Raw genomic sequence first — 19,480 nt, 5'->3', positions numbered from 1 at the left:
CTAATGAGTTGGCTTCGTGCTGTTGTCATGGTTCTTGAATGAATGATTGCTGGATGAATGAACAGTATTTCAGTTTGTTTTTTGGGGAAAGGAATAAGTGATGAAGGCGAGAGTTCGGTCTGAAAATGATAGAGGTGTTTTTTTTCTTATTAAGGTATTAAGGTGTCTGTCTCTTTAATCTTAATCTTGTCTATATTCGTTTTAGACTGTAATTAAATTGGGAAAGTAGTGGTATTGTCCACTTCCCTTATGCTGAGACAGTCTAAACTGGACGGGAAATCATTTTTTTGTCCTTTATTGACTATATCCATAATAATTGTTCGGCAGATCTGAGTCTCAATTTATCAAAAAATAAAGTTGTAATGCTATGAATATGATGATGTCTAAAGTAGTGTGATAAAGGCAGCTGATTGATAAGCTGTATCTATTGAGTAATTTACCATTAAAGGAATAGGTTATGGATATTGATGATGTGATGAATGATTTTTTCAACGAAGAATTAACTCCTGCTGCTGTAATGGATGATGCACGTCTGAGCTTCATTTCATTTCAATCGTCAGAGGGTTAAATTTTAAATGGAGCCGCTCTTGAATATAACGATAATCAGACCACCAATGGCAGATAAATATAATTGTATTGCCACGTATGAAGATCCAATTATATCCTACTTATTGGGCTTTCTTGAAAGGAACATAAAAGAAAATATATCTTTTAATGTTGTCGACTTTGTACTTAATCCTGAGCATGAAGAAAGTGATTATTTATCTTGTGATAGTGACTTTTATATTGTAGCTATCAGAGAAAAGGGAGCGGCTCCGCATTATGGGATGAGGTTAGTTCAAAATATATTAAGGAAAAGAAAGGATTCAACAGTTATTGTCTATGGACAAGTATCAACAATAGATACTAAGTTTAGTGGCATTGGAAGCGAAAATGTCATTACGGTTATTCATGATGAAAAATCGTTAGTTAAGATTTTAGGTTTGACATTTAAAACAGAAAAGAAATATAGCTATGAAACCTGTAGTATTTCTTCACCTTATTATAAATCTTCAATTGTAAATGAAGATAAAAAAAGACTGTTTGTTGCGGCGATTGAGACGACCAGGGGTTGTCTTTTTAATTGTGATTTTTGCTTTGTAAATAACTCTAATGTGTATGAAAAGAAATGGATGGTTAGAAATAATGACCAAATAGTTCATGATATTGACACTTATTATAATGACGGTATTAGGAAGTTTTTGTTTTTTGATTTAGAGTTTTTGGGGCCATCTAAACGACATCATAGGGAGAAAATTGAATTATTGAAAACAATAAGTAAACGATTTCCTGATATTAAATACATGATCTACTCAAGAGCCGACACGTTAATTAAATTTAATCAGTTTGATTTACTGAAAGACAGTGGTTTGTATAATGTATATCTAGGTGCTGAGTCTTTCTTTGAAGAAGATCTTATAGCATTAAAGAAAGACATAAAACCATTAGAAATTTCACGCTGTGTTACAAAACTTCTAGATTTAAACATTGGTGTTTTCTTAAGCATGATACCATTCAATAGAAATTCAACGACGGTGTCTATTAGGCATAACGTGGATACTATTGCTAAGCTTCTTAAGCATAAATTTGCAGCATCTTTGAGAATTCAGACGTTTCTTGTGAATGCAGAGCATAGTTGGGGTAATAAAGGATTAGAAAAATATAAATTCTCAGACAAGACATATACAAACTGGACAATGTATATGCAGGCTCATACGTCACCTAAATTTGCTTTCGACAACAACCTAGAACCTCTGATAGAACTGTTCAGAACATTGGCTTATGAAAATGAAAAAAAAAGTACTGAACTAAACCTTACGTATCAAAAACTAAAGGATGAAGATAAGAAAAAGGTAGAGGTTTGGTTCGCGAACATCGATAAGTTTAGTGTTTTTTGTGCATCCTATTTCCTTGAACAATTTGAGAAAGGAAATTTATTTTTAAGTGAGGGTTCTATTCGAAATAACCAAATTGATTTGTTCAAGATGGTTTATTCATTTAACTGTAAAGTCCTTCCTATGCATCTTTCTGAGTGTTGTACAAAAAGTGAGACCATCTCTGACGTCGATTGTGAGCCAATTCAGTTAGGTGATCATGGATTTGATATCGCTATCCCGCCCATAAACGAAGTCATCCAAAGATTTAAGAAATTGTAGGTGAAAAATGAATGTTTTGGGGACAATAAATTCAAATAATATCAAAATTAAATACTACACTCTTATAGGACTTTATCGCTTCGTTGTGACTATGAAATTTCCTATACTGACTCTTTTCCTGCTTGGAGAAGGGTTTAGTATTGTGCAAATTGGCATGGGTTATACAATCATGTCAATTACTGTATTTTGCAGTGATGTACCTTTAGGTATTCTTGCTGATAAAATTAATAAAAAAATTGTATTTATTTTAGGTATATTGATTGAGTCTTTATCTTCCATTCTGTTTAAATTTAGTGATCGATTTGAAATAATGATAATTGCATTCATTTTATGGGGGATTGGGATTTCTAATTTTTCAGGGGTTTTGCAGGGCTGGGTTGTAAATAGCAGTAATAAGTTAAAGTTACAGATAAATCAGTCTAAAGTTTTTAGTAATGCAAGAGTTGTATCAAATTTGGCAACATTTTTTGGTATGGTAATAAGCGCTGTTATAACCACTAAGTATGGATTTGATACAGTGTTTTATATTATGTTTGCATTTCTATTGTTTTATGCGCTTCTTTCATTTTTAATTATTGATTATTATTCGGAAAATAAAGAAGATGAAGTAAAACATTCTAAAAGTGAATACATGGGTTTTCTGTTTGATAAAAACTTTATATTTATATTGTTTTTTAATGCCGTTTTAGGTTTTGTATACAGTGGTTATGCAGTGATATGGATGCCGATATTTGAAATTTACATTAATTTAGAGTTTGGGGAAGGGTTAGTAAATAATACGGTGGTGTATGGGTTATCATATTTGGTTAGTGGTCTATCCTTGATTTACATAATAAACATTTCAGTAAGTATAATTCCAGATTTAACAAAAAGAATATTTTATCTCAGAGCGTTGTTTTCTATTAGTTTTTTGTTGATGGGTATATTTGTCGATAGTACATTTCTTTTGGTTTTATTTACTTTTTGTATGTTCATATTTGGTGATTTGGAGTATGGTTCACTTAGTGAATTGAATAATTCTTTTTTTAGTGATTCAAATAGAGTGTTTGGGTTATCTGTACTATCAAGTTTTGAAAGATTGCTTTCCAGTATGGGAGCATTTGTTATTACTATTATTTATGAATCATATTCAGCAACTCCTACGTTAATGATAATGGGAATTGTAGCATTGTTCCCATTGTTTTTATTACCTATATTCAGGAAAAAAAATAACCAAAACTTAGAGTCTATTGTTAATGAAAAATATTAATTCATTATATTTACAGAATGCCGATCTGTACAATGCAATTTCAAACGATAGGGATTTTCGTTTGCAAGCTGAAACGTTAATTAAAACTACGTCGAGTAATTGTAAGAGGATGGTAGAGTTATTTTCTGGTCAGGGAATGCATGGTCTCGAGCTTAGAAAAATGGGTTTTGATTGTGTTGCTGTTGATAGTTCATTAGATATGAAACGCAGTGCTATAGATGCTGGAAACTATGATGATAACTCTTATATTATTGGCACTCTACCATTCTTCCAAGTACCCCAGAATTTTAGTAATTTTGATGCTTTCTTTTTACTTCGTTATTCGTGTGGGTATTTGAATATACTCGAGTTCAATGAGTTAATTTTGCAGTGCAAATCAGCTGCTAATAAAGGTGCATCACTTTTTATTGAGTCTCACTCAATGGATACAATTTACCAGGGGTTTCAGAATTTATCGATAGTGACAAGAACTACGTCTTTGGGTAACGATGATGTTTCTTGCAGTTGGCCAAGTGAGCAACCCGTGTTTGATCCCTATTCACATACAGCAAACTTAAAAGTCAGTATACGTGTTAATAATGACATTATAAATTACATATCTAGAGAAAACTTTCATTCGTTCGAGTTGATTCAATTTTTAGCTATTAAAAACGGTTTGAAAATTACACACCATAGTTCCCCTGATTATAGTAAAGCTTTCCCTGGCTCTATTATTTCACAAATATTTTTTTAGGAGTTTGTATGCATGATTTTAGTAAGCCGATCTCTGGAAGCACAGTAACCGTTTGTCTTGTTGATGAGTTTCGAGATGAGTTTCTTTTATCTGGCGCTAAAAATGTTGCTGATAAATATGATATTACTTTATTGATATTGGATAGCGTAAATGATATTGATAATGTTTCCATTAATACAGAGATAGTGCATTTTATATTTAGACTAAAGAGTTCTTTCAGCCAAGATATCATTTCTAGTATTTTGTTCACTTTGCCTACAGCGTATAAATCGATTTCTGTAGCCTTTTCTTATGAGGATGAAAGTCATGCTGCTTGCTATCAAGATCTAATTGAGAAAGAGAAAGTAATACGAGAAGCTAGCTTAGACTGCTTTAATATTATGCGACCTGACACCTATTATCAGGGCCATTTCACTGTCTCGCCGCTTAAGTTGGTGGATAATATAATATGTGACACGATTAGAGTCAAATATACGCCAGTTTGCATTTCATCTGAATCGGTTGCTGACACCTTACCTGATGAAGTAAAGAAGTTTTTTTATAGAGCAGCTGAATTATATGATTCATATAATATGTTTCACAGGTCTTATACTGATGGATATTTTTCTATAAAGTTTGAAGGGGTTGTTTATATCACGGCTACAAAAACGCGAAAAGATAAGAATCTTTCTTTAGACAGGGTCTCAGTCATCCATAGTTATTGCCAACGAGATAATTTACTTCATTATTCGGGTGCGTTTGTTCCATCATCTGATTCTGTTGAGGCTATGATTGTATATCAAAACTCTAATGCTGTTGAGTTAATTCATACACATGACAGTCGTAGATTTACAAGAAACCCTAATGCAACTATGTTTCCCAGAATTGAGCCAATTGAATATGGAACTGTAGAGCTTGGGTATAAAATAGTCGAATCTATTAGTGACAATGAATCCAATCTTATCATCATGGAAGAGCATGGAGAGGTGTTTATCGGATTTAACCATTCAGATTGTACTTCTGCACAAGCAATTGTAGAGGCAATATCTGTTCTAGAGTTACCTCTTGTAGTCTAGCTAGACAGGGATCACATTACAATCAAACAAGTAAGATTAGACTATAGTGTTAAATTTAGATTGGATTCTGAATATTTAGTTCCTAAGCAAGGTTACGGTGTATTTGAATCTGTCAGGCAATGAATATTGGTTATTGAAATGTGTTCATTTACGGAGTTCTATTTATGTTCACTTGATTATATCTGGTGCTATATTTCTATTGCCTGCTATTAGGAAAAATACAAAATATCGGAATGACCATCCTAAACGAAAACTGATTTTGCGCCTTACAGAGTCCAATGAATCACTGGCGGAAGCTCATTTAGAATACCAATTGGCATAATATTTGACTTACAAATTAGAGTTTATGCCTCTGGTGTGACTTTTAGGCGAGCGGAAACATCGGAAGGAAGCACGTGTTGAGTATTCTGACGATGTGAGAGTTTGATCTGGAATTGATGAAAATGATAGAGGTGTTTTTTCTTCTAAAGGCGTCTGTCCTTATCATTTTATTCCGCTTTTGACGACAAAAGAAAGAGATAACAGATGCAGCCACTGTATCCATTTGCCTGCTTTGAATGTCAGGTCACCTTTCAAAGAGCCGCACGGATCAGTTCGAATGATTACAGTGCCTGGTTATCAGTGTCTGAAAGGAATCATGTTTGTCCAAACTGCGGTCATGCGCTTGCGTTTATGGGGCGTAATTTTCGCAGTCCTAATCGTCAGTCAAATAAGCAATGGCGAGCGGTTCGCTATTTATGGGAAAGTGGCTTTCGATACGTCGGTAGCGGCAGTCATGGTGCTCCCGCCTTGCCGGAAAGTTTATCTGCCGCCAGACAGTTTGTGGCTGATCATCCAGACCATGTACAGAAAGCATGTCCGCCTCAACGCTGGAATGAATCAATTACCCCCCGCTATACAACCTCGGTGCGCTCCGGTGCGGTAAATGGATGAGATTCAGGTTGTTGTGACGCGCCCAGCGGACGGTCATTGCCGTAGGGGCGGAGAGGCTGACAAGTGTGCCGATTCTGGCGCGGACAGCCTTCTGGATGAGTTCCAGGCTGCACCGGCTGGTGATGACGGCGAAGCCGGATTCCGGGTTGATGCGGGCAGCAGCCATGGCACCGATCAGTTTGTCCAGTGCATTATGACGGCCGATGTCTTCCCGGCAGAGCTGGATGTTGCCTGCGGCATCGACATATAACGCCGCGTGCAGCGCGCCGCTGCTGCGGGCCACTTCCTGCGCTTCACTGATACGCGTCCGCAGATTGTGCAGCAGGCTGGCTTTGGGGGGCGGCACCGGCGTGAGCGGTGTTAAGGGCGGCAGGGCCTGTTCAATCGCTTCCACACCACATATTCCGCAACCGCTGGTACCTGCTAACTGACGACGGTGATTTTTCAGCGACCAGAAAGCCCGGTTGGAAATTTCCACTTCCGCATGATGTGAATCACATCCGGTTGTCAGGGTGATGTCGTAAATTTCTCCGACTGAGCTGACAATGTCGTTGCTCAGGCTGAATCCTTTGACGAAATCTTCAAGATTGCCCGGGGTAACCATCATGACGGCCTGACTGATGCCGTTATAGCTGATCGACAGCGCTGTTTCGCTGGCTAAGCGCGCACTGTTTGTAACGCTTGCCTGAGTATCATCAAGCAGTTCAACATAAGTGAATGCGTCAGGAGAAGGCGGGGCTGCGTTTACATCTGACATATCACACGCATTTTTTTCAGGGTCACTCATGATACTGCCTGCTACCGGAAACTCAGGGGTTGATGAAGAATACAGACAGGCTACGCAACTGCCTGTCTGTTGTCCAATGGCTTGTTTTGATGGCCTGATAAGGCGGCTCTATGGTGTTTGACTGGTTTGCAAAATTTCTTTTGCTTCCGTAAAACATTTTTCGGCCAGTGCTGAACGGGGCTCGCTGCGGCGCATGACCAGTCCGAGCGGCGAGTGAATGACGGCATCGGTGATGGGCACGATGTTCAGGTGTTCATTCATCGCCTCAATCCCGCTTCTCAGAGGCATGATGGCACAGCAAATGCCTGCGTTCACGGCCTGAATCAGCTGAAAGGTCGAATCGCTTTCCAGTATGGTGTGCGGGTCGATGTCGTGACTGCGGAAGCTGAGATCAATCGACTGGCGGTAGTGCATGCCTTTGGTGAGCAACCCCAGTGGTTGCCGGGCAACGGCTTCCCAGCTGAGAGCTGCGTCGTCGAATTGAAAGTGACGGATGTCATGTAGCAGGCCCATGCTGGTGGCGGTGAGCCGGATGACATCGAAAAACTGAGTGTCGACCTGATCGAGATAGCAAAAGCCCAGATCGAGCTGGTTGCGGTTAAGTTGATCAATGACCTGTTCTGAGGTGAGAGAACTGAGTTGGAAATTCAACTCGGGGTAGCGTTTAGATAAAGGTTCGAGCAGTTGCATGGGGTTGAGGCTTGCCAGTGGGACCATCCCAAGACGCAGGCTACCGACCAGCTGTCCGCGGCAACTGGCCGCTTCGGCCTGCAAACCGTCATGGGCGGCGAGCAGGGTTCGTGCCCAGGCCAGGATGCGTTCGCCTTCTTCGGTAAAGCCTTCGAATCGCTGTCCGCGGGTGATCAGCACCAGATCCAGCTCGTCCTCCAGATTACGGATCCGCATCGAGAGGGTGGGCTGAGTAATGTGGCAGAGGGCTGCCGCCTGACCGAAATGCCGGGTTTGATCCAGCGCGATCAGGTACTTCAGTTGTTTGATATCCATGTTTTACCCTGAGGGTTTGTTTTTATTGGGGAAAATGCATTTACCCCGGCATTCCTGAAGATGCATCAGCATTGGCTGAAGCTTCAGAACGTTCGGGGATATGTACTAATCATGGTGCAAATTGAGTAATTGTTGCGGCGTATTGACGTTCTGAAGCCGTGGATCGTTCTCATCACAATCGATGGCAATCACATCATGCTGTTTCAGAATCGTCATCAGGCTGCGTTCACCCGACTGCCATGCGGCTTGTAACTCAGGCAGCAAAGCCTTGGGGATCAAGCTGAACATGGGCTGCCACTGCTGGCCCTGACGGACCATCGCCGGACGGGGCGTTTGGGTGGATGCCGCGGTCAGCATCTGATCAATCAGGGTTTGGTTCAGCAGGGGCGCATCGCAGGGAAACAACAGCAGCCAGTCATATCTGGCTTCCGCCAGACCCTTCAGGATACCGGCCAGCGGGCCTGGAAATCCTTCAACGTCGTCGGACAGCGTCCGATCGCAGTAGGCCGCGTAGGTTTGCGTGTTCCGGTTGCAGGAAATCAGCAAGTCATCCGTCAGCGGTCTGACGACGTCATACAGGCTGGCAATCAGTGGCCGGCCACGAAACGGAACCAGTCCTTTGTCTTTGCCCCCCATGCGTGAGCCTTGTCCGCCGGCAAGGAGGAGCACAGAAAAGGAAATCGGATTCTGATTCATATCGTTTACAACCTGTTGAATGATCACGCTCAAAAATATAACGTTTATGCTTCATCGTCCAATAGACGGCGTCAATGGACTGATAGATAAGGTTTATCACAGCTTGGGTGATTTGTTGATTGATCTGGATCGTCAGTCGCAGTTGATAGGGGCTGTGCGGTTCACCTGCCGCTGCTCAGTTCAGTACATAATCCACTGGCGCTAATGGCGCTGGCAAATCCGTGTGTCCCAGCGCATCCAGCAGGTCGCGTTCAATGGTGCGGACAAAAGCATCGGTCGGCAGATCATTTTCATCCCGGCCAAAGGGGTCTTCCAGCTCGTCACCGATGGCATCCAGTCCGAAGAAGGTATAACTGACAATTGTTGTGAATACCGGTGCCAGCCAGCCCAGAGGCTCAGCCATCGCGAAGGGCAGCAGGAGGCAAAAAATATAAATGGTCCGGTGCAGTAACAGCGTATAGGGAAACGGCAGGGGCGTACCCTTGATCCGCTCGCAGGTTGCCTGTGCCTCAGACAGACCATACAGGCATTTTTCCAGCGTGATGTAACGCCAGTCACTGATGGCATTGGATTCCGCCAGCTCGGAACATTGCCGGCTGATATTTCTCAGAATGCCGTCACTGATGTTCTGGCCGTAAATACCCGGGATGTTCGATACCCAGGGGCTCGCGGCATGCTGTTCATTTTCACCGCGCAGTCGGGCATTCAGCGCATGGGCATAACCGCACAGTTCTCTGAGCATGGCTTCGCGTTTCGCCGGCTCTGTGATAGCGATGCTGGCCCGGGCAAATGAACGCATTTCAATCATGACTTTGCCCCAGGCCTGACGGCCTTCCCACCAGCGACCATAACAGGCGTTATTCCGGAAACTCATGAATATGGACAGAGAAATCCCTAATAATGTAAAAGGTGTTGCGTTGACGCGGGAAAATAACGCCGGGTAAAGCACCTCGATCAAGACAATCAGTGATGCCAGCGCCGTGACCATCAGGCTGCGGAGCGCAATGCGTTTGGCGATGGACCCTTTTAATGAAAAAAGGATATCCGACAATTTCGGTTTGGGATGGACGATCATGGTCTACCTGAACTCTTTTGGGAAAGCTTGTTTTCAATTAGTTCCTGTTTGCACAGAAATAGCGTTTTTATCTATGAGATATTGTTGAAGATTTGGCAGTGTTTTGTGATGAATCATATTTCAGTGGGCTGTTCATTAAAGCCTATTCAGCTCAATTTTGACGGTCAAATTGATTATTTCTACCAGGTGATAAATCGTATTGATGAAGGCGGGAGATTGCAGAGGGAAATATTTTCAGAGGAATCATGGTGGTGATTTGAAATTATTTCATGCTTGCGTGATGTGTGTTTTTATATATCTTAACGGGCTGAGATTAAAGTATTTTTTGATATTTAATCTTCTTGATAGACCGCATTGATGACCTCTTCAATCATATCAATTAGACGCCTCCCTTGAATCGTCATAATCTTTGATTCAGATCATTTTAGATGCAGACCTTATTCTGGGTTCCGCATGAAATTCATCTGCAAACAATGAAACGGATGTCAGTTTATATCAGAGAACGCTGAATCTCTGATGATGCGCCGTGACCAACATGCACGCATTCGTGACGACTGGCATTTCAGTGATCCTAATCTGAGGCATACTTTGATGAACCATAAAGAAAATATCAGGGATTACAAGGGTCCGGCTGCTGGCTGGGGGGCGTTAAAAAGTGTCACCAAAAGCTGGCTGGGCAGTGAGAATGCGTTTCGAAATCTCAGGGCCATGCTGAAAACCAACCAGAACGGCGGCTTTGACTGCCCGGGGTGTGCCTGGGGTGAATCACCGGAAGACGGACTCGTGAAGTTCTGTGAAAACGGTGCCAAAGCGGTGAACTGGGAAGCCAGCGGGCGTCTGGTTGATCCGAATTTCTTTGCGCAATACAGCGTCTCTGAACTGCTGAAACAAAGTGATTACTGGCTGGAATATCAGGGTCGTCTGTCTCACCCGATGCGTTACAACGCTGAAAGTGACCATTATGAACCCATCAGCTGGCAAGATGCATTTGCGCTGATTGCCCGTCACCTGAACAACCTTGAATCGCCGGATCAGGCGGAGTTCTACACTTCAGGCCGTGCCAGCAACGAAGCCGCTTATCTGTATCAGCTGTTTGTCCGTGCTTTCGGTACCAATAATTTTCCGGATTGCTCGAATATGTGTCATGAGGCCAGCGGGATAGGGATGTCCGACACCATTGGCGTCGGCAAAGGCACCGTAGTGTTTGAGGATCTGGAACTGGCCGATGCTATCTTCGTGATCGGTCAGAATCCGGGCACCAATCATCCGCGGATGCTGGAGCCATTGCGTGAAGCAGTGAAGCGCGGCGCGCAGGTGGTCTGCTTTAACCCGCTGAAAGAGCGCGGTCTGGAACGTTTTCAGCACCCGCAGCACCCGTTTGAAATGCTGAGTAATGGCTCGGAACCGACCAATACCGCTTATTTCCGTCCGGCACTCGGCGGCGACATGGCTGCGATGCGCGGCATGGCGAAGTTTTTGCTGCACTGGGAGCGTGAAGCACAGGCAAAAGGCGAACCGGCCGTGTTCGACCATGAATTCATTGAACGTCATACCACAGGACTGGATCAGTATCTGGCCGAAGTCGATGCCACCAGCTGGGATCATATTGTCGAACAATCGGGCCTGACGCTGGCAGAAATTGAAATGGCAGCCCGAATGTACCGCCGTGCCGAAAGAGTGGTGATGTGCTGGGCGATGGGCCTGACGCAGCACCGCCACTCGGTGCCGACCATTCAGGAGGTCGTCAATCTGCAATTACTGCGCGGAAATGTCGGGAAACCGGGAGCAGGGCTGTCTCCGGTGCGCGGGCACAGTAATGTGCAGGGTGACCGCACTATGGGGATTGATGAACAGCCGCCGGAAGCACTGCTGAACGCACTGGAAGACAGATTCAGATTCCGGGTGCCCCGGATGCATGGGCATAACGCGGTACTGGCGATTCAGGCGATGGAAGAAAAGCGTGCCAAAGTTTTTGTCGGTCTGGGCGGTAACTTTGCACAGGCAACTCCGGATACCCCGCGTACCCATGCTGCGCTGCGAAACTGTGACCTGACCGTGCAAATCTCAACCAAGCTCAACCGGGGCCATCTGGTGACCGGTCGGGAAGCGCTGATCCTGCCGTGTCTGGGCCGGACTGAAGTGGATCAACAGGCGGAAGGGCCTCAGGGGGTTACCGTGGAAGACACCTTCAGCATGGTTCATATTTCTTATGGTCAGCTGAAACCCCGCTCCCCTCAGTTGCGTTCTGAGCCAGCCATTATTGCAGGGATGGCGAAAGCGACGCTGGGCGATCACCCGGTGGACTGGGATTGGGTCGTGGCAGATTACAGCCGGATTCGCGACCTGATTGCCGATACGATCCCGGGCTTTGAGCACTTCAATGAGAAGCTGAAACATCCGGGTGGTTTCCATCTGGGGAACTCGGCCGCCCAGCGCCAATGGCATACCCCAAGCGGGAAGGCGCAGTTCACGCCGTGTGAACTGCCGCAGCAGTTGGTGAATGAAACCGTGCTGGCGCGTGGCGAGAAGCCGGACCTGATCCTGCAAACCATGCGCTCGCATGATCAGTACAACACCACCCTCTATGGGCTGGATGACCGTTATCGGGGTGTCTTCGGTATCCGGGAGGTGGTATTTGCCAATGAAGCGGATATTCGCCGCCTCGGGTTCGAACCGGGCGAAAAAGTGGATCTGGTTTCTTTGTGGGAAGACGGCAAAGCGCGCCGGGTCTCCGGGTTTATGCTGGTGGCCTACGACATTCCGTCCGGTCAGGCAGCCGCTTATTACCCGGAAACCAACCCGCTGGTGCCGCTGGAAAGTTACGGCGACCGGACTTTTACGCCGACATCGAAATTTGTGGCGATCCGACTGGAGAAATCACAGGCAGACAACCGAATTCCGTCATCAGCTGTATAACCTCAATTTTTACTGACTGACGTTTCAAACGGCAGCCGACAACGGCTGCCCTGATCAGATAAGTCGTTATCGAAAAGGATAGTTGTATGTTTCATTTAGAAGCATTGGATCTGGCGCGGATTCAGTTCGCGTTTACGGTCTCCTTTCATATTATCTTTCCGGCCATCACCATCGGCTTAGCCAGCTATCTGGCTGTGCTTGAATGGCGCTGGTTGAAAACCGGAAACCAAGTTTATAAGAACCTGTATTACTTCTGGTCGAAAATCTTTGCCGTCAACTTTGGCATGGGCGTGGTGTCCGGGCTGGTAATGTCTTATGAGTTTGGCACCAACTGGGCGCGTTTTTCCGACTTTGCCGGCAGTGTGACCGGACCGTTGCTGACCTATGAAGTGCTGACGGCTTTCTTCCTTGAAGCCGGTTTCCTGGGTGTGATGCTGTTCGGCTGGGAACGTGTCAGCCGCCGGATGCACTTTTTTGCAACGGTGATGGTGGCGATCGGGACGCTGATTTCGACCTTCTGGATTCTGTCTTCGAACAGCTGGATGCAGACGCCGCAGGGCATTGAAATTGTGGACGGCCGCATTGTGCCGCTCGACTGGTTCAAAATCGTATTTAACCCGTCTTTCCCTTACCGGCTGGTGCACATGGCGCTGGCTGCTTTCCTGTCGACTGCCTTTTTTGTGGCAGCATCCGCAGCATGGCACTTACTGCGCGGACGCAATACCGCTGAAATCCGGAAAATGCTGTCGATGGCGATGTGGATGATTTTGCTGGTTGCCCCGATTCAGGCGTTTGTCGGCGATGCCCACGGGTTGAATACACTGGAACACCAGCCCGCCAAAATCGCTGCGATTGAAGGTCACTGGGACAACAAACCGGGTGAGGCCACACCGCTGATCCTGTTCGGCATTCCGGATATGGATGCGGAAAAGACCCGATACAGCCTGGAAATTCCCTATTTAGGCAGCCTGATTCTGACCCACAGTCTGGACAGGCAGATCCCGGCACTGAAAAGTTTTCCGAAAGAAGACCGTCCGAATTCAACGCTTGTCTTCTGGAGCTTTCGCATCATGGCGGGTCTGGGCATGCTGATGTTGCTTTCCAGTCTGGTGGCCCTGGTTCTGCGTCGCAAAGGTACGCTGTATCAGAACAAAACTTTCCTGCGTTTCATGCTGCTGATGGGGCCATCAGGGCTGATTGCGCTGCTGGCCGGGTGGTTCACCACTGAAGTTGGCCGTCAGCCCTGGGTTGTATACGGCATGATGCGGACGCATGACGCGGTCTCGAATCATGACGTGGTTCAGATGACCATCTCGCTGGCTGTGTTTGTGGTGGTGTACTTTTCAGTATTCACCGTCGGGATTGGCTACATGATGCGACTTGTCAACAAAGGTCCGAAAGGCTTATACGGGCTTCAGCCTCAAGAAGGGCTGCCATCGCTGAAACCTCAGTCGGTCACAGAATAAGGAGAGGAAATCATGGATATACAAGGCATTGATCTGTCGATTATCTGGAGCGTTCTCATTGCCTTCGGCATCATGATGTACGTGATTTTAGATGGTTTCGACTTAGGGCTGGGCATCCTGTTTCCGTTTATTTCCGATTCGGAAGAACGGGATGTCATGATGAACACTGTCGCACCGGTCTGGGACGGGAATGAAACCTGGATTGTCTTTGGTGCGGCGGCAATGTTCGGGGCATTTCCACTTGCGTATTCACTCATCTTTGAGGCGCTCTATCTGCCGCTGATTTTTGTGCTGGCCGGGCTGATTCTTCGTGGCGTTGCCTTTGAATTTCGCTTTAAAGCGGAACCAGAGCAGCGTCATATCTGGGATAAAGCTTTTATTGGCGGGTCTGTGCTGGCGACCTTTTTCCAGGGCGTGGCACTGGGAACTTATGTCTCTGGGATTCCGGTGGTGGATCGCCAGTTCGCGGGCGGCGCCTTTGACTGGTTTTCACCATTCCCGCTGTTTTGTGGTGTAGGGCTGGTCCTGACTTATGCGTTGCTGGGCAGCACCTGGCTGCTGATTAAAACGGAAGGCATGCTGGAAGCGCGAATGCGCCATTTCAGTCGTCCGCTGGCTTATCTGCTGGCATGGGTGATTGTGATCACCTGTGGCTGGACGGCTTTTATTCACAAAGATATTGCACATCGCTGGTTCCACGGCTCACACTGGCTGCTGACGGGGGGAATCACTGTGCTGGCCGTGATCGCCTTGTATGCATTGCAGAAGAGCCTACGTCAGCGTCACTCTCATCAACCGTTTATCTCGACACTGGGATTGGTCTTTCTGGGGTATGCGGGACTGGTGTTGAGTGTCTGGCCGAATATCGTCCCGCCATCGATTGATCTCTGGGAAGCGGCATCGCCAACGACCAGTCAGTTGTTTGCATTAATGGGCACCTTACTGATTTTACCCGTGATTCTGATGTATACCCTCTGGGGTTATCATGTCTTCCGCGGTAAGGTCAAACCGGGGGATGCCTATCACTAATGTCGGGTCGACATCGTCAGAACGATGAGAAAACGGGCACCGCTGAATGCGTGCCCGTTTTGTATTCAGGAAAATGACCATTGACGAAGATGCAGCGTGATTAATCGGATAAATATTGTTGTTTGTATTTCGACACTTTGGCAAAGAATGGCAGGGTGCATCCGATCAAAAGAATGACAATGGCAAACGCGATGATTTCATATTCAATCAACATCACAGCGGAAAATAAAAATAAGAGAACCAGGGAAATCATGATGGAAAAATGGATATAAGGATGCCTTTTAGAGAATTTTGCATATTTCACGATCATCATTACCCTCTCGTCTATTCACAGAAAATATGATTGAGTCCATTCAACCGACGGCAAATATAATTATGATGTTTTGACAAAGCATCTATTTAATTTTTATGAATTAAAGTATACGACAGGATTCACAGTTTTACTGAATTTAGATTGAGACATCAAAATAGCCCGCTAGAGGATGTAACAAATAAATGTGAAATAACAGTCGCTTAGTGATTTTAAGATTGCTGTATCGGGGAAAGCGGATTGGATGTGTGGTTGAGATGAGTACGGTGTGCTTATGAAAAGGCACTTCCAGGAGAAGTGCCTTTGCGCTGTGGTGAATGAGGCGGCTTATTTTAAATCAAAGCGGTCAGCATTCATGACTTTAGTCCAGGCATGGACGAAGTCATGCACGAACTTCTCTTTGGCATCGGCACCCCCGTATACCTCAGCAATGGCACGGAGTTGCGAATTGGCACCAAAGGCCAGATCAACGCGGGTGGCGGTCCATTTCACCTGACCGGACTGACGATCACGGCCTTCAAACTCGTCGGCTTCTGCGGTGGTCGGTGACCACTCGATGTTCATATCAAGCAGATTGACGAAGAAGTCGTTGGTCAGAACGCCGGGTTTACTGGTAAATACCCCTTGTTTTGAGCCGCCGTAATTGGCATCCAGTGCACGCATACCACCGATGAGGACGGTCATTTCCGGCGCTGTCAGGGTCAGTAACTGCGCACGGTCAAGCAGCATTTCTTCGGCAGGCACGGTGAACTTGGTTTTCAGGTAATTCCGGAAACCATCGGCAACCGGCTCCAGCACATCAAATGAATCGGCATCGGTCTGATCGTCTGTTGCATCTGTCCGTCCCGGTGAGAAAGGAACGGTGACGCTGAACCCGGCGGCTTTCGCGGATTTTTCGATGGCAGCCACGCCGCCGAGCACAATCAGATCAGCCAGAGAGACGGCTTTATTTCCTGTCTGAGCCGAATTGAAGTCTTTCTGAATCCCTTCATAGGTGCTCAGGACTTTCTTCAGCTGAGTGGGTTGATTCACTTCCCAGCTATTTTGTGGTGCCAGACGAATCCGGGCACCGTTGGCACCGCCCCGACAGTCAGAGCCGCGGAAGGTGGCCGCGGAAGACCAGGCGGTATACACCAGTTCCTGTACGCTCAGGCCAGCGTCCAGAATGGTTTTCTTCAGTTCGGCGATGTCGCTGTCTGAAATCAGTTCATGATCCACCGTCGGGACCGGGTCCTGCCAGATGAGATCTTCCGCTGGGACTTCCGAACCAAGGTAGCGGGCTTTCGGCCCCATATCACGGTGCGTCAGTTTGAACCAGGCACGGGCAAATGCATCGGCAAACTCTTCCGGATTGGCACGGAAATGTTCGGAAATTTTGCGATATTCCGGATCTTCGCGCATCGACATATCTGCCGTGGTCATCATGATGTTTACACGTTGAGACGCATCTTCCGGGTCGGGTGCCTGATTCTTATCGGTGACATTTTTCACTTTCCACTGATTGGCACCGGCCGGACTCTGGGTCAGTTCCCATTCATTGCCCAACAGCATTTCAAAGTAGGTGTTGTCCCACTGGGTTGGCGTTGGGGTCCAGGCACCTTCAAGGCCGCTGGTGATGGAATCCCGACCTTTCCCGCTGCCGTGGGCGTTTTTCCAGCCAAGTCCCATCTGTTCGATCGGTGCGGCTTCCGGATCCGGGCCGACCAGTGCAGCGTCACCGGCACCATGGCATTTCCCGAAGGTGTGACCCCCGGCAGTCAGCGCCACGGTTTCATAGTCATTCATTGCCATCCGGGCGAAGGTTTCACGGACGTCACGGCCGGAAGCGACGGGATCCGGGTTACCGTCCGGGCCTTCTGGGTTGACGTAAATCAGACCCATTTGAACGGCTGCCAGCGGATTTTCCAGATCGCGTTCACCGCTGTAACGTGTGTTCCCGAGCCATTCATCTTCGGCACCCCAGTAGATATCCACTTCTGGCTCCCAGATATCTTCCCGTCCACCGCCAAACCCAAAGGTTTTAAAGCCCATAGATTCCAGTGCAACGTTCCCGGTGAGAATAAAGAGGTCAGCCCAGGAGAGTTTCTTGCCGTATTTCTGTTTAACAGGCCACAACAAGCGACGGGCTTTATCCAGGTTACCGTTATCCGGCCAGCTGTTTAATGGCGCGAAACGCTGATTCCCGGTGGATGCGCCCCCACGGCCATCGCCAGTCCGGTAGGTGCCTGCGGCGTGCCAGGCCATCCGGATCATCAGGGGGCCATAGTGACCATAATCTGCGGGCCACCAGTCCTGCGATGTTTTCAGCACATTTTCAATATCTTGTTTTACCGCTTTGAGGTCGAGCGTTTTAAATTCTTCCGCATAATTGAAGCCTTCACCCATCGGGTTTGACTTTCTGTCGTTCTGATGAAGGATTTTGAGATTCAGTTGATTGGGCCACCAGTCTTCATTGCGTGTTCCTGAGCCGCGTAGGTTGGTGTTACTGCCGTGCATCACCGGACAGCCACCTGAAGCGGCACTTTTACCATGACTCATACAAGACTCCTTGGTTCCTTGGTATTGAGGTTGGTTTTGACAGTTACCTTCTGACTTACACACTTGAATATAGTCCGACTGTCAATCGAATAAAGACGTTTTTATCAATAACAGCTATCGGTTTTTTCAATCATAGAAAACTGAATAAAGCCAGAGTTTCGGTTTTTTCCCGATGGAGATGCGCGAATGAGGGTTATGAGATATGTGTCATATTTTATCCTCTCTGTCAGCGCATACGAAATCGAGGAAACTAGATTAATCGGTGAAAAAATTTGAACTTCTATAGTTATTTTTAAAACTCTTTCTCTTATATCGGTTTTTTATTATCACTTTCGTGAGCTTGAACGCATTTATTTTTATTTCATTCATTTACTTGCCTCCATTGGGTCGTTTCTGAGTTACTTGAAATCAATCATACTCAGAAAAGAGGAGAAGGATTTAATTTATAAGTCTATACACAGTTTGATTGCCTTTTTGTTGTTTTCCGGAGTTGGGGTAGGGGCGTTTTATCATTCATTTGGTCTTATGTTAAAAATTTTAAGGTTGATAAAGTCATCTTATTTTTTCCTGTCAGATGGAATTGATTTCAGTGTGATGCGGTTATTTTAAATCAAAGTGATCTCATGGTCGCTTTGACAGTGGTAACTTGAAAACACCGGAACCCAGATGGAATCTTTTGGCTCATTATTGTTGATCGCACTGCTTTGATTGGGTTTGGTATCCAGGGTGAAGTTTTGAACCTTTGATGACTATCAAAGAAGACTTATTTGTCCCATTCTGCGAAGTTATCGGCGACGCTCAAGGTTAGTTTGAGATACGGGAATCATTCTCACATGAATTGAAGGCAAGCTGGCGTGAACGATGACAAAATACGATGTGCTTCTTATCGCCGAGATGATCGCTCAAGCGTTATCCATAGAATGAATGCCTACGCTGCATTGAATAAAAGAGTGCACAGACAACTGAAAATAGAACAAAAAACAAACGAAATTGGGGAGTTCGAATGAAATATCGAAAACAATTAAATTTATTAACTCTCATATGTAAGAGAATTTATGGTTTTTTCTTAATATTTGTGATGATTTATTATTGCTACCTTTTGATATCTCATCCATTCATTTCTTTTTTGCTAGGTACATTACTCCATACAGGTGCGTTTTTTGTCTCGTTTTTTGCGATTTTCAAATTTCTAGGCTGTTTCTTTAACTTTTTCCTCTTTATTTTAAACCCTGAAAAGAGGGAAGAACAGTTGAAGGATGTTGTTCTGTCTATGAAGGTTGCTTTAATTTCCGCTGGGGTTGGTCTGGGTGTGTATTACTTAATGTCTTATCAATTTATGAATAGTGACAGACACTTTACGGGTAGTTATTTATTTCCTTCATCTAAAAGAGAGACGATGTTTGATTTTTTCTTAATTGGGGGTATATGTGCTGGTTTTTTATTTACCGTGAGATTTTATTGGCGCCTTCTTAAAGGGGAGTGAAATCTTGCCC

At 45.6% G+C, this 19,480-nt stretch carries 14 protein-coding genes; 9 read left to right on the top strand and 5 right to left on the bottom strand.

All coding sequences use genetic code 11. The features are described 5' to 3' along the window. Positions 1-614: 614 nt before the first annotated feature. The 5 genes from EA58_RS15930 to EA58_RS21605 all read left to right on the top strand — a co-directional run bounded on the left by EA58_RS15930 (position 615) and on the right by EA58_RS21605 (position 6,165). A complete protein-coding gene (locus EA58_RS15930; RefSeq protein ID WP_036754977.1) occupies positions 615-2,195 on the top strand; it encodes a radical SAM protein in 1,581 nt (526 codons plus the stop codon). A gap of 7 nt (positions 2,196-2,202) precedes the next feature. Further along, positions 2,203-3,444 carry an MFS transporter gene (locus EA58_RS15925; RefSeq protein WP_036754974.1) on the top strand — a complete coding sequence of 414 codons (1,242 nt, stop codon included), beginning with the start codon at positions 2,203-2,205 and terminating at the stop codon, positions 3,442-3,444. A 109-nt stretch (positions 3,445-3,553) separates the two neighbouring features. Then, a complete protein-coding gene (locus tag EA58_RS15920; RefSeq protein ID WP_152548080.1) occupies positions 3,554-4,177 on the top strand; it encodes a hypothetical protein in 624 nt (207 codons plus the stop codon). A gap of 8 nt (positions 4,178-4,185) precedes the next feature. Then, positions 4,186-5,232 carry a class II aldolase/adducin head domain-containing protein gene (locus EA58_RS15915; RefSeq protein ID WP_036754967.1) on the top strand — a complete coding sequence of 349 codons (1,047 nt, stop codon included), beginning with the start codon at positions 4,186-4,188 and terminating at the stop codon, positions 5,230-5,232. Positions 5,233-5,757: 525 nt separating this feature from the next. Then, positions 5,758-6,165, top strand: coding sequence for a hypothetical protein (locus EA58_RS21605; protein ID WP_152548079.1), 408 nt, complete (start codon positions 5,758-5,760; stop codon positions 6,163-6,165). Here the strand turns inward: EA58_RS21605 and fdhD are convergent. The 4 genes from fdhD to EA58_RS15895 form a co-directional block, all read right to left on the bottom strand. Next, entirely contained in the window at positions 6,116-6,952 is an 837-nt protein-coding gene (gene fdhD, locus EA58_RS15910; protein ID WP_036754964.1) for a formate dehydrogenase accessory sulfurtransferase FdhD, read from the bottom strand. The two genes, EA58_RS21605 and fdhD, sit on opposite strands and share 50 nt — an antisense overlap. A 108-nt stretch (positions 6,953-7,060) precedes the next feature. Further along, entirely contained in the window at positions 7,061-7,957 is an 897-nt protein-coding gene (locus tag EA58_RS15905; protein WP_036754961.1) for a LysR family transcriptional regulator, read from the bottom strand. A gap of 105 nt (positions 7,958-8,062) precedes the next feature. Next, on the bottom strand, positions 8,063-8,653 hold the full coding sequence (gene mobA / locus EA58_RS15900; protein WP_051642152.1) for a molybdenum cofactor guanylyltransferase MobA: 591 nt from the start codon (positions 8,651-8,653) through the stop codon (positions 8,063-8,065). A 175-nt stretch (positions 8,654-8,828) separates the two neighbouring features. Beyond that, positions 8,829-9,728 (bottom strand): bestrophin family protein, encoded by a 900-nt coding sequence (locus EA58_RS15895; protein ID WP_036754959.1) that lies wholly within the window; start codon positions 9,726-9,728, stop codon positions 8,829-8,831. 591 nt (positions 9,729-10,319) lie between these two features. Between EA58_RS15895 and EA58_RS15890 the strand changes: the two genes are divergently transcribed. The 3 genes from EA58_RS15890 (at position 10,320) to cydB (ending at position 15,139) form a co-directional block, all read left to right on the top strand. Further along, a complete protein-coding gene (locus EA58_RS15890; protein WP_036755010.1) occupies positions 10,320-12,644 on the top strand; it encodes an FdhF/YdeP family oxidoreductase in 2,325 nt (774 codons plus the stop codon). Between the two features lie 86 nt (positions 12,645-12,730). Next, positions 12,731-14,110: a cytochrome ubiquinol oxidase subunit I gene (locus tag EA58_RS15885; RefSeq protein WP_051642151.1), complete on the top strand. Its 1,380-nt coding sequence runs from the start codon at positions 12,731-12,733 to the stop codon at positions 14,108-14,110. A 12-nt stretch (positions 14,111-14,122) separates the two neighbouring features. Further along, positions 14,123-15,139 carry a cytochrome d ubiquinol oxidase subunit II gene (gene cydB / locus EA58_RS15880; protein ID WP_036754956.1) on the top strand — a complete coding sequence of 339 codons (1,017 nt, stop codon included), beginning with the start codon at positions 14,123-14,125 and terminating at the stop codon, positions 15,137-15,139. Between the two features lie 637 nt (positions 15,140-15,776). Here the strand turns inward: cydB and katG are convergent. Continuing rightward, complete coding sequence (gene katG / locus EA58_RS15870; protein WP_036754949.1) at positions 15,777-17,987, bottom strand: catalase/peroxidase HPI; 2,211 nt, start codon at positions 17,985-17,987, stop codon at positions 15,777-15,779. A gap of 1,003 nt (positions 17,988-18,990) precedes the next feature. Here katG and EA58_RS15865 point away from each other — a divergent pair. Continuing rightward, positions 18,991-19,470 (top strand): hypothetical protein, encoded by a 480-nt coding sequence (locus EA58_RS15865; RefSeq protein ID WP_036754946.1) that lies wholly within the window; start codon positions 18,991-18,993, stop codon positions 19,468-19,470. Positions 19,471-19,480 lie beyond the last annotated feature (10 nt).

The organism is Photobacterium galatheae (assembly GCF_000695255.1).
GTDB classification, from domain to species: Bacteria; Pseudomonadota; Gammaproteobacteria; order Enterobacterales; family Vibrionaceae; genus Photobacterium; species Photobacterium galatheae.
Note: the sequence above shows the minus strand (reverse complement) of the source record. Positions and strands in the feature narration are given on the sequence as shown.

Coding starts and splice junctions, on each gene's coding strand:
- EA58_RS15930 (WP_036754977.1), top strand. CDS start 615: ATGGCAGATAAATATAATTGTATTGCCACGTATGAAGATCCAATTATA.
- EA58_RS15925 (WP_036754974.1), top strand. CDS start 2,203: ATGAATGTTTTGGGGACAATAAATTCAAATAATATCAAAATTAAATAC.
- EA58_RS15920 (WP_152548080.1), top strand. CDS start 3,554: ATGGTAGAGTTATTTTCTGGTCAGGGAATGCATGGTCTCGAGCTTAGA.
- EA58_RS15915 (WP_036754967.1), top strand. CDS start 4,186: ATGCATGATTTTAGTAAGCCGATCTCTGGAAGCACAGTAACCGTTTGT.
- EA58_RS21605 (WP_152548079.1), top strand. CDS start 5,758: ATGCAGCCACTGTATCCATTTGCCTGCTTTGAATGTCAGGTCACCTTT.
- fdhD (WP_036754964.1), bottom strand. CDS start 6,952: ATGAGTGACCCTGAAAAAAATGCGTGTGATATGTCAGATGTAAACGCA.
- EA58_RS15905 (WP_036754961.1), bottom strand. CDS start 7,957: ATGGATATCAAACAACTGAAGTACCTGATCGCGCTGGATCAAACCCGG.
- mobA (WP_051642152.1), bottom strand. CDS start 8,653: ATGAATCAGAATCCGATTTCCTTTTCTGTGCTCCTCCTTGCCGGCGGA.
- EA58_RS15895 (WP_036754959.1), bottom strand. CDS start 9,728: ATGATCGTCCATCCCAAACCGAAATTGTCGGATATCCTTTTTTCATTA.
- EA58_RS15890 (WP_036755010.1), top strand. CDS start 10,320: ATGAACCATAAAGAAAATATCAGGGATTACAAGGGTCCGGCTGCTGGC.
- EA58_RS15885 (WP_051642151.1), top strand. CDS start 12,731: ATGTTTCATTTAGAAGCATTGGATCTGGCGCGGATTCAGTTCGCGTTT.
- cydB (WP_036754956.1), top strand. CDS start 14,123: ATGGATATACAAGGCATTGATCTGTCGATTATCTGGAGCGTTCTCATT.
- katG (WP_036754949.1), bottom strand. CDS start 17,987: ATGAGTCATGGTAAAAGTGCCGCTTCAGGTGGCTGTCCGGTGATGCAC.
- EA58_RS15865 (WP_036754946.1), top strand. CDS start 18,991: ATGAAATATCGAAAACAATTAAATTTATTAACTCTCATATGTAAGAGA.